The sequence below is a fragment of the Pseudomonas sp. AC169 genome, from assembly GCF_979258515.1.
Map to the genome: position 1 here is coordinate 1,598,611 of NZ_OZ409866.1, position 10,977 is coordinate 1,609,587.

Genomic DNA, 10,977 nt, shown 5'->3' on the forward strand with positions numbered 1-10,977 from the left:
AAAAATGGTCGGGGTAAGGGGATTCGAACTCCTGACATCCTGCTCCCAAAGCAGGCGCGCTACCGGACTGCGCTATACCCCGGCTTGAAATTGGCTCCGTGACCAGGACTCGAACCTGGGACCCAATGATTAACAGTCATTTGCTCTACCGACTGAGCTATCACGGAACTACATATTTCAATTTACAACGGTGAAACTTACTGCTTCCAGTCACTCGTTCGCATCGCTGCGTTCGTGTGTCTGAGGCGCGCTATTCTACAACCTAGAACACCTCTGTCAACCCCCTAAATTGCTTTCAAGTTAATGATTTGCAACTTATTTCAGATTTCAACTCAGTGAGCTGAGACCGTCTTGGCGACTGACTGCGGGGCGCACTTTACAAGCCTTTTCCTTTGAGTTCAACAGCCTAACGAAAAAAAAGGCCCTACGATGTAGGGCCTTCCAATTTTCATTGACGCTTTGGCTCAGTTGAAAACGATTTCGTCGTTCTCGACAGTGCCGGTCGCCGTGTCGCCTGGCATGAAATGACCCGAAAGGATCAACTGCGCCAGCGGGTTTTCGATCCAGCGCTGAATCGCCCGTTTCAAAGGACGTGCGCCATACACCGGGTCGTAACCAACGGCGATCAGCTTGTCCATCGCCTCCGGGCTGAGCTCCAGCTTCAGCTCGCGCTCGGCCAGACGGCTGCGCAGACGGCCCAACTGAATCTCGGTAATGCCCGCAATCTGATCCCGTGCCAAAGGCTCGAAGATCACCACTTCGTCGACCCGGTTGATGAACTCCGGACGGAAGTGCGACGTCAGCGCATCCATCACCGCTGCACGCTGCGCCTCACGATCACCGACCAGTTCCTGAATCTGCACAGAGCCGAGGTTCGAAGTCATGACGATCACTGTATTGCGGAAGTCCACCGTGCGGCCATGGCTGTCGGTCAGGCGACCATCCTCGAGCACTTGCAGCAAGATGTTGAACACATCCGGGTGCGCCTTCTCGACTTCGTCCAGCAGGATCACCGAATAAGGCTTGCGACGCACAGCCTCGGTCAGGTATCCGCCCTCTTCGTAACCGACGTATCCCGGTGGCGCACCGATCAGGCGAGCCACGGAATGTTTCTCCATGAACTCGGACATGTCGATCCGCACCATCGCCTCTTCCGTATCAAAGAGGAATTCGGCCAGCGCCTTGCACAGCTCGGTTTTACCGACACCGGTCGGGCCGAGGAACATGAACGAGCCGCTCGGACGATTCGGATCAGACAACCCGGCACGCGAACGCCGTACCGCGTTGGCCACAGCGACCACGGCTTCTTCCTGACCAATCACACGTTTGTGCAACAGGCTTTCCATCTTCATCAGCTTGTCGCGCTCGCCTTCGAGCATTTTCGACACCGGAATGCCGGTCCACTTCGATACAACTTCAGCGATCTCTTCTTCAGTCACTTTGCTGCGCAGCAACTGGTTTTCGCTCTTGCCGTGCTGGTCGACCATTTGCAGGCTGCGTTCCAGATCCGGGATCACCCCGTACTGCAACTCGGCCATGCGGTTCAGGTCGCCTTTACGGCGCGCGGCTTCCAGCTCCTGACGCGACTGCTCGATCTTCTGCTGAATCTGCGCAGAACCCTGCACCTCGGCTTTTTCCGAATTCCAGATTTCTTCCAGATCCGAATACTCACGCTCGTGACGGACGATTTCTTCCTGAAGTTTCTCCAGACGTTTCATCGCCGCTTCGTCGCTTTCTTTCTTCAGCGCCTGAGACTCCACCTTCAACTGAATCAGGCGACGCTCCAGACGATCAAGCACTTCCGGCTTGGAATCGATTTCCATGCGGATGCGGCTGGCGGCCTCATCGATCAGGTCGATGGCCTTGTCCGGCAACTGCCGGTCAGTGATGTAGCGATGGCTGAGCTTGGCCGCAGCGATGATCGCGCCGTCGGTGATCGCCACCTTATGGTGAACCTCGTAACGTTCTTTAAGGCCACGCAGGATGGCGATGGTGTCTTCTTCGCTCGGCTCATCCACCAGGACTTTCTGGAAGCGTCGCTCGAGCGCCGCGTCCTTCTCTATATATTGGCGATACTCGTTAAGCGTGGTCGCGCCGACGCAGTGCAACTCACCGCGAGCCAGTGCAGGCTTGAGCATGTTGCCGGCATCCATCGAGCCTTCGCCCTTACCGGCACCCACCATGGTGTGCAGCTCGTCGATAAACAGAATGATCTGCCCTTCCTGCTTCGACAGCTCGTTGAGCAGCGATTTCAGGCGTTCTTCGAATTCACCACGATACTTGGCACCGGCAATCAGTGCGCCCATGTCCAGCGAGAGCAGACGCTTGCCTTTGAGGCCGTCCGGCACTTCGCCGTTGATGATGCGCTGCGCCAGACCTTCGGCGATCGCGGTTTTACCCACGCCGGGTTCGCCGATCAGCACCGGGTTGTTCTTGGTGCGGCGCTGCAGAACCTGAATGGTGCGACGGATTTCGTCGTCACGGCCGATCACCGGATCGAGCTTGCCGTCTTCGGCGCGCTTGGTCAGGTCGACAGTGTATTTATCCAGCGCCTGGCGCGACTCTTCGTGGTTAGCGTCATTCACCGCTTCGCCGCCACGCAGGTTGTTGATCGCGTTTTCCAGGGCTTTCTTGCTCACGCCCTGGCCGAGCAGCAACTTGCCGAGCTTGCTGTTCTCGTCCATTGCCGCGAGCAGCACCAGTTCGCTGGAAATGAACTGGTCGCCCTTCTGCTGGGCCAGACGGTCAGCCTGATTGAGCAGGCGCGCCAGATCCTGCGACATGTTGACGTCGCCGGTCGGGTTCTGGATTTTCGGTAGTTGGTCGAGCTCTTTGGTCAGCTCTTTGCGCAAGCTGTTGACGTCGAAGCCCACCTGCATCAGCAGAGGTTTGATCGAACCACCCTGCTGTTCAAGCATGGCTTGCATCAAGTGCGCCGGTTCAATCGCCGGATGATCGTGGCCGACTGCCAACGACTGGGCGTCGGACAGGGCCAACTGTAATTTACTGGTTAAACGGTCTATTCGCATAAGTCACCTTCCTTTTGAGCAGGCCGGACCTAAAAACCATCCTGAATAAAGAAACCTGCCAGATACCACTGTAGATGCGGTCGATTCTGGGAGATTCAAGCGTCAAAGAGTTGATTCAGGTCAGGCAAGTCTAGCGGGTGAGCCAAACGAGGGAGGCAAAGCGACCAGTGCGTGATGCACGGCGATAGGAAAAGAAGCGCGGATCGGTCACGGTGCAGAAACCGCCACCATAAACAGCAGTGACACCGCGTTCAGCCAGACGCAGGCGCGCCAGCATATAGATGTCCGCCATGAACTTGCCGGCATTGTGGCTCGGCACGAAGGCTTCTGCCGCTTGGGGCAATTGATTGATGAAGACTTCGCGCACTTCCGGGCCGACTTCAAAGGCTTTCGGGCCAATCGCCGGGCCGAGCCAGACCAGAACGTCGTTAGCCGGAATATCGAGGCTATCGAGCGTGGCTTCAAGTACACCCGCCGCCAGACCACGCCAACCGGCATGGGCCGCCGCCACGCGAGTGCCAGCGCGATCGCAGAACAACGCCGGCAAGCAATCCGCCGTCATCGCCGCGCAGGCGATACCCGGCGTTGCTGTCCAACTGGCATCAGCGGTCGCAACAATGCCCGGATCAGCATGCGCCACGGTAATCCCGTGGACTTGCTGCAACCAGGCAGGCTGTATAGAGAAGTGTTCGGTGAGACGGCGACGGTTTTCGGCAACGGCCTCAGGACGATCATCGACATGATCGCCCAGATTGAGGCTGTCGAACGGCGCCTCGCTGACACCGCCCTCGCGGGTGGTGACGCAGGCTTTGACGCTGGCCGGCGCAGGCCAGTCCGGCGTCAGCCAGTTCATCCGACGAATGCCTCGCGATCCTGCTTGAGCAGGGTCAGCAGCCAGACGAAATCTTCCGGCAGCGGCGATTCCCAGCTCATGCGTTCACCGGTCGTCGGATGATCCAGCTCAAGGAAACGCGCGTGCAGGGCCTGACGCGGGAAATGCTTGAGCGATTCAACCATCGTCGGATTCGCCGCTGGCGGAATGCGGAAACGACCGCCGTATGCCGGATCGCCGACCAACGGGAAGTTGATGTGCGACATGTGTACGCGAATCTGGTGAGTACGACCGGTTTCCAGTTTCACCCGTACGTGGGTGTGGGAACGGAAGCGCTCCAGCACGCGATAGTGGCTGACGGCAGGCTTGCCGCCTTCCATCACCGCCATGCGCTGGCGCTGCTGGCCGTGACGACCGATCGGGGCGTTGATCTTGCCGCCGGCGGTCACGACACCGATCACGATGCACTCATAGATGCGGCTGACGCTGCGACTCTGCAGTTGAGTAACAAGCTTGGTCTGCGCCTGAATGGTCTTGGCCACCACCATCAGACCGGTGGTGTCCTTGTCCAGACGATGCACGATACCGGCGCGCGGGACATTGATGATGTCCGGCACGTGGTGCAGCAAGGCGTTGAGCAAGGTGCCATCGGCGTGACCGGCAGCCGGGTGTACCACCAGGCCCGCAGGCTTGTTGATCACCAGGATGTCGTCATCTTCGTAGACGATGTCGAGTTCGATGTCCTGGGCGATCCACTCGCCCTGGGCTTCCTGCTCGGCAGTCAGCTCAAGGATGGCACCGCCATGCACGATGTCGCGAGGGCGGATGACCGCCCCGTCCACAGTCAGGCGACCTTCTTTGATCCAGGCGGAAAGGCGCGAGCGAGAGTGCTCAGCGAAGAGTTGGGCAGCGACTTGATCGAGGCGTTGGCCGCCCAATTCGGACGGCACCTCTGCGCGAAGTTCAATTTTATCGGACATGCTCTGACTGTGCGTCGGCACAGCTTTTGGTTTCGGCTGCGCGCTTGTGGTTAAATACGGCGTCTTTTGCCCCGAGGCTTTTCAACGGGGCGCTCATCATAACAGGACGGCCCCGCCCAAGACAGCGGCCGTCATAGGGACGCAAGCCGCCATGCAAGTGAAACACCTGCTGCTGATCGCCATCCTCGCATTGACCGCTGCTTGCTCATCGAAGGAAGTCGTAGACGAAAACCTCAGCGAAGCCGAGCTGTATCAGCAGGCTCAGACTGACCTGGACAACAACAGCTACACCAGCGCCACAGCCAAGCTGAAGGCTCTGGAGTCGCGTTATCCGTTCGGTCGCTACGCCGATCAGGCACAGCTGGAACTGATCTACGCCAACTACAAGAACGCCGAGCCGGAAGCTGCAAAATCCGCCGCCGAGCGTTTCATTCGTTTGCATCCGCAGCACCCGAACGTGGATTACGCGTACTACTTGAAAGGTCTGACCTCTTTCGACCAGGACGTCGGCCTGCTGGCGCGCTTCCTGCCGCTGGACATGACCAAGCGTGACCCGGGCGCCGCGCGCGACTCGTACAACGAGTTCGCCCAGCTGACCAGCCGCTACCCGAACAGCCGCTACGCGCCGGACGCCAAGCAGCGCATGATTTACCTGCGCAACCTGCTGGCGGCCTACGAGATTCACGTAGCCGACTACTACCTGACCCGTCAGGCCTATGTAGCCGCTGCCAACCGTGGCCGTTACGTGGTGGAAAACTTCCAGGAAACCCCATCGGTCGGCGACGGCCTGGCGGTGATGACTGAAGCCTATCAGCGTCTGCACCTGGACGAACTGGCGGCCACCAGCCTCGAAACCCTGAAGCTCAACTACCCGAATCACCCGAGCCTGCAGGACGGCCAGTTCGTGCCACGGGTTGCCGAAGCGGACAACCGTTCGTTCCTGAGCAAGGCGACATTGGGCCTGATCGAGTCGCGTCCACCGCTGCCGCCGGGTGAAACCCGCGCCAACCAGGACGTGCAGAAGCAGTTCCAGGACGCGAAAGACGCGATCCCGAACGAGCTCAAGCCTAAAGACGAGAACGGCGACGTGATCGAAGAACCAGAGCCCGAGTCGAGCAGCACCGACCGTTCGTGGTTCAGCTACATGACTTTCGGCGTGTTCGACTGATCACACCGGTTGCACAGAAAAGGGAGATCTGCGGATCTCCCTTTTTCGTTTCCGCGATTTAATCCGCTGTGCGCTTGTCAGGACCTTGGCTAAACTGCCGGATCATCAGTCAAAAAGCCGCTCATCATGCTTCGTTTATTGTTCTGGATCGTCGTGATTTTCGCCGCGATATGGTTGTGGCGTAAATTCAAGGCGCCTGCCGCGTCCAATCAATCCAATCGCGCCCCTCGCGAGCAGGATGCTCCACCGATGGTGCGTTGCGCCCATTGCGGCGTGCATCTGCCGCGCGACCGCGCGCTGGCCGTGCAACAACAGTGGTATTGCAGCCAGGCTCACCTTGAGCAAGGCCCGGGTGCCAGTGATCGCTGAGGCCACCAGCGCCGACAGCAAACAGGCGCAGCGCCTGCTGCGCCTTTATCATCTTTACCGTTTAAGCGTCGGCATCACGCTGGTGCTGCTGATCTCCAGCAACATGGACAACCGCCTGCTGACGTCGGCCAACGACGAATTGCTGCGCGGTGGCAGTTGGCTGTATCTGATCCTCAACATTCTGTTGGCGGTGTTCCTTGAGAACACGCGAAGGCCGGCGCAACTGTTCAGCCTGGCCCTCGTCGATGTCCTGCTTTTATGCGGTTTGTTCTTTGCGGCGGGCGGCGTCGGCAGTGCGCTGGGTAATTTGCTGATTGTCTCCGTAGCCATCAGCAACACCCTGCTACGGCGGCGCATCGGCCTGTTGATTGCTGCCATCGGTGCGCTGGGCATCGTCGGTTCGAGTTTCCTGCTCGGCTTCAACCACCCCCTGAGCGCCAATGAATACTTGCAGGCCGGCACCCTCGGTGCGCTGTGCTTTGCCGCGTCGTTGCTGGTGCAGGGGCTGATCCGCCGCCTCGAAGTCAGCGAAACCCTGGCCGAGCAACGTGCCAGCGAAGTGGTCGGGCTCGAAGCGCTCAATGCGCTGATCCTGCAACGCATGCGCACCGGGATTCTGGTCCTCGATGAGGAGCGCCGGGTGCAACTGGCGAACCACAGCGCACAAATCTTGCTCGCGCAATCTCACCTTGAGGGACATTTGATCGACGACTATTCCAGTGCGCTTGTCGATCGCCTGCAACTGTGGATGAACAACCCGACCTTGCGCCCGCAAAGCCTGAAAATCCCCGGCAACGGCCTCGAACTGCAACCGAGCTTCATCGCCCTCGAACAAAGCCCGCACCAGCAAACCCTGGTATTTCTCGAAGACCTTGCGCAAATCGCCCAACAAGCCCAGCAACTGAAGCTCGCCGCACTTGGGCGCTTGACCGCCGGCATCGCCCACGAGATCCGCAACCCGCTGGGTGCCATCAGTCACGCCGCGCAGCTATTGGCTGAATCCGAGGAACTCGACCGCGCCGATCGGCGTCTGACGCAGATCATTCAAGACCACTCCCAGCGCATGAACCGAGTCATCGAAAACGTCCTGCAACTGTCCCGCCGCCAACAGAGCGCCCCGCAACGGCTGGATCTCAAGCCATGGCTGGAAAACTTCGTTGCCGAGAGCCGCGAACAGGCCAGCGAGCGCCAGCAGATTCATCTGCGGGTCAACTCGGGGGAGTTCATCACGCTGATGGACCCCAACCAGCTCACGCAAATTCTCGACAACCTGTTACGCAATGGTTGGCGCCACAGCGCCCTGCTGCACGATCAGGCGCAAGTCTGGCTGGCCCTGTTCATCGATCCTGACAGCCAGTTGGCGGTCCTCGAAGTGCAGGACAACGGCCCTGGCGTGCCAGCCGATGAACAGACGCATCTGTTCGAACCGTTCTTCACCACCAGCAGCCAGGGCACCGGCCTTGGGCTTTATCTGTCCCGTGAGCTGTGCGAAAGCAACCAAGCGCGCCTAGACTTTCAATCACGCCAAGGCGGCGGCTGCTTTCGCATCACCTTTGCTCACGGACGGAAACAAAGTTGAATACGAGCCCACGGCAAAAAATCCTCATCGTCGACGACGAACCGGATATCCGCGAACTCCTGGAAATCACCTTGGGACGGATGAAACTCGATACCTACAGCGCCCGCAATCTGGCTGAAGCTCAAGCGCTACTGAACCGCGAGAGTTTCGACTTGTGCCTGACCGACATGCGCCTGCCCGACGGCACGGGGCTGGAACTGGTGCAGCATATTCAGCAACGTTATCCGCAACTGCCAGTGGCGATGATCACCGCCTATGGCAGTCTGGAAACGGCCATCAACGCTTTGAAAGCAGGTGCTTTCGACTTCCTCACCAAACCGGTGGACCTTACCCGTTTGCGTGAACTGGTCGGCACCGCCCTGCGCATGCCGGCGGCGGGAGGCAGCTTTACCTCCATCGATCGACGCTTGCTCGGCGATTCGCCGCCCATGCGTAATTTGCGCAAGCAAATCGACAAGCTCGCTCGCAGCCAGGCGCCGGTGTACATCAGTGGCGAATCCGGCAGTGGCAAGGAACTGGTCGCGCGCCTGATCCATGAACAAGGGCCGCGCGCCAGCCAGCCGTTCGTACCGGTGAACTGCGGGGCGATTCCCTCGGAGCTGATGGAAAGCGAGTTTTTCGGCCATCGCAAAGGCAGTTTTACCGGTGCGGTCGAAGACAAACCGGGGCTGTTCCAGGCGGCCCATGGCGGCACGTTGTTTCTTGATGAAGTGGCGGATTTACCATTGTCGATGCAGGTAAAACTGCTGCGGGCGATTCAGGAAAAAGCCGTGCGCAGTGTCGGCGGGCAGCAGGAAAGCGTGGTCGATGTGCGAATTCTCTGCGCCACACACAAGGATCTCGATGCCGAGGTTGCGGCCGAGCGCTTTCGTCAGGACCTCTATTACCGCTTGAACGTGATCGAACTGCGCGTTCCATCCCTGCGTGAGCGCCGTGATGACATCGAAGTGTTGGCCGCGCACATGCTCAAGCGTCTGGCCACAGACAGCGGGCAACCGGCGGCGCGTTTGCATGCGCAGGCGTTGGAAGCGCTGAAGAATTATCGCTTTCCGGGGAACGTGCGGGAGTTGGAGAACGTTCTCGAGCGGGCGCACACCTTGTGTGAAAACCGTACGATCGAGGCTGAGGATTTGCGCCTGAGTGAAGGCAACTGCGCGGCGGATGGCGGCATTGCCGATCTGACCCAGATCGATAATCTTGAGGATTATCTGGAGAACGTTGAGCGGAAGCTGATTCTGCAAGCGCTGGAGGAAACGCGCTGGAATCGTACGGCGGCGGCGCAGCGGTTGAGTCTTTCGTTCAGGTCGATGCGCTATCGGCTGAAGAAACTGGGCCTCGATTGAGGGCCCCTTCGCGAGCAGGCTCGCTCCCACAGCTGATCTTTGTCGTTCAAAAAATTCAATGTGGGAGCGAGCCTGCTCGCGAAAGCGATCTGCCAGACTCCAGAGAAATGCCTGACTAAATCCGGCCTTCCGGTGAATACGGCGCCGGATCAATAATCGGCGCCCTTCCCAGCATCACATCGGCAAACAACTGACATGACGCCGGCGCCAGCACCAACCCATTGCGATAATGCCCGCAGTTCAACCACAACCCGTCAAACCCCGGCACCCGGCCAATGTACGGAATTCCCTCCGGCGACCCCGGACGCAGCCCCGCCCAGTGCCCGACCACTTCGGCGTCCGCCAGCGCCGGCAATAACTCCACCGCCGAGGCCTTGAGACTTTCCAGCGCCACCTCGGTCGGCGTCTTGTCGTAGCCTTCGTGCTCCAGCGTGCTGCCGATCAGAATATGCCCGTCGCGACGCGGGATCGCATAACGCCCTTTCGCCAGCACCATGCTCGGCAGGAAGTCCGCCGCGCACTTGTAAAGAATCATCTGACCTTTGACCGGCTCGACCGGCAGTGTCAGGCCCAGCGTCTTGAGCAAATCACCGCTCCACGCACCGGCAGTCAACACAACCTGATCGCCAGCGATGACGCCACTGGAAGTCTCGACGCCAACAACCCGACCGTCTTCGCGAACAAACCCGCTGACTTCACATTGCTCGTGAATCGTCACGTTCGGCAGTGCCAGAAGTGCCGCTTTCAGCGACTTCACCAGACGCGGATTGCGCACGTTGGCCACATCAGCCATGTAGATCGCCCGTGAAAACCCGCCACCGAGCACCGGCACTGCATCATGAGCCGCCGAGATATCCACAGCCCGCAACGGGCGGTTTTCCCGCTCGGCCCAGGCCAGTGCTTCGGCTTCGTCATCCAGATCCAGCCAGTACAGGCCAGTGGTGTGTACTTCAGGATCGACCCCGGTGTCGGCAAACAAACGCTCGCCGAGCTGTGGATAAAAATCCTGCGACCAGTGCGCCAGCGCGGTGACCGCCGGGCTATAGCGCCACGGGTACAACGGCGAAACGATACCGCCACCCGCCCAGGACGATTCCTGACCGAGGTTCGAACGATCCAGCAGCACCACGCTGCGCACTTCGGAGGCGAGATTGTAGGCGGTCAGCAGGCCAATCACCCCGCCACCGACAATCACCACTTGCTGTTGCCTGGTCATGTTTGTTCCAACCGTAAAAAAGACAGTGGGCGCAAAAGGCGCCCGAAAGAAAGCGTCTCAGCGGCCCCAGCAATCCTTGGTGGTCAGCCCGGTAGTCGCGTTGTTCATGCTGCGGACGCCGGTGTTGGTCAGGGTGAAATCCCCGCACTTGTCGGTGGCCATGGCCGTGCCCGTCTTGCGGGTGGCGGTCAACAGGAAGGTCTGGTCAGAGATGGTCGGGGTGATGGTATAGAAATCATTGCCCGTGCTGAGCCCGGTAACGCCAGTGTAGACATTGCTCTTGGTGTAGAAACGTTCGAGGGTCTGCGCCTGCTCCGAGAGCAGCGACACCACTTCGGCGCGACGGCCCTTTTTCACATATTCGGTGTAGCTCGGTGCGGCGATGGTGATGACGATCCCGATGATCGCAATCACGATCATGATTTCGATCAGGGTGAAGCCTCGGTTGAATCTGCGCATGC

General features: G+C 59.4%; 9 protein-coding genes and 2 tRNA genes. 4 read left to right on the forward strand and 7 right to left on the reverse strand.

Translation table 11 applies throughout. The features are described 5' to 3' along the window. Positions 1–5 precede the first annotated feature (5 nt). The 5 genes from ACZZ0G_RS07235 to rluD form a co-directional block, all read right to left on the reverse strand. Positions 6–82, reverse strand: a tRNA-Pro gene (locus ACZZ0G_RS07235). Positions 83–91: 9 nt separating this feature from the next. Further along, a tRNA-Asn gene (locus ACZZ0G_RS07240) sits at positions 92–167 on the reverse strand. Between the two features lie 297 nt (positions 168–464). Beyond that, on the reverse strand, positions 465–3,029 hold the full coding sequence (gene clpB / locus ACZZ0G_RS07245) for an ATP-dependent chaperone ClpB (protein ID WP_194934823.1): 2,565 nt from the start codon (positions 3,027–3,029) through the stop codon (positions 465–467). Between the two features lie 130 nt (positions 3,030–3,159). Continuing rightward, the gene (gene pgeF / locus ACZZ0G_RS07250) at positions 3,160–3,882 is read right to left on the reverse strand and encodes a peptidoglycan editing factor PgeF (RefSeq protein ID WP_463555736.1); all 723 of its coding nucleotides are present in this window, start codon (positions 3,880–3,882) and stop codon (positions 3,160–3,162) included. Beyond that, positions 3,879–4,841, reverse strand: coding sequence for a 23S rRNA pseudouridine(1911/1915/1917) synthase RluD (rluD, locus tag ACZZ0G_RS07255; RefSeq protein ID WP_016986220.1), 963 nt, complete (start codon positions 4,839–4,841; stop codon positions 3,879–3,881). Before rluD ends, pgeF begins: the two co-directional genes overlap by 4 nt. Positions 4,842–4,992: 151 nt before the next feature. Here rluD and ACZZ0G_RS07260 point away from each other — a divergent pair, with 151 nt between their 5' ends. The 4 genes from ACZZ0G_RS07260 to ACZZ0G_RS07275 all read left to right on the forward strand — a co-directional run bounded on the left by ACZZ0G_RS07260 (position 4,993) and on the right by ACZZ0G_RS07275 (position 9,300). After that, on the forward strand, positions 4,993–6,009 hold the full coding sequence (locus ACZZ0G_RS07260) for an outer membrane protein assembly factor BamD (RefSeq protein WP_127929826.1): 1,017 nt from the start codon (positions 4,993–4,995) through the stop codon (positions 6,007–6,009). Positions 6,010–6,135: 126 nt separating this feature from the next. Next, positions 6,136–6,378, forward strand: coding sequence for a PP0621 family protein (locus tag ACZZ0G_RS07265; protein WP_463555737.1), 243 nt, complete (start codon positions 6,136–6,138; stop codon positions 6,376–6,378). Next, positions 6,368–7,957: an ATP-binding protein gene (locus tag ACZZ0G_RS07270; protein WP_463558836.1), complete on the forward strand. Its 1,590-nt coding sequence runs from the start codon at positions 6,368–6,370 to the stop codon at positions 7,955–7,957. Before ACZZ0G_RS07265 ends, ACZZ0G_RS07270 begins: the two co-directional genes overlap by 11 nt. Continuing rightward, a complete protein-coding gene (locus tag ACZZ0G_RS07275) occupies positions 7,954–9,300 on the forward strand; it encodes a sigma-54-dependent transcriptional regulator (RefSeq protein WP_463555738.1) in 1,347 nt (448 codons plus the stop codon). Before ACZZ0G_RS07270 ends, ACZZ0G_RS07275 begins: the two co-directional genes overlap by 4 nt. A gap of 115 nt (positions 9,301–9,415) precedes the next feature. Here the strand turns inward: ACZZ0G_RS07275 and thiO are convergent, their stop codons facing one another. Next, complete coding sequence (thiO, locus tag ACZZ0G_RS07280) at positions 9,416–10,516, reverse strand: glycine oxidase ThiO (protein ID WP_463555739.1); 1,101 nt, start codon at positions 10,514–10,516, stop codon at positions 9,416–9,418. A gap of 57 nt (positions 10,517–10,573) precedes the next feature. Continuing rightward, positions 10,574–10,975: a type IV pilin protein gene (locus ACZZ0G_RS07285; protein ID WP_463555740.1), complete on the reverse strand. Its 402-nt coding sequence runs from the start codon at positions 10,973–10,975 to the stop codon at positions 10,574–10,576. Positions 10,976–10,977: the final 2 nt, after the last annotated feature.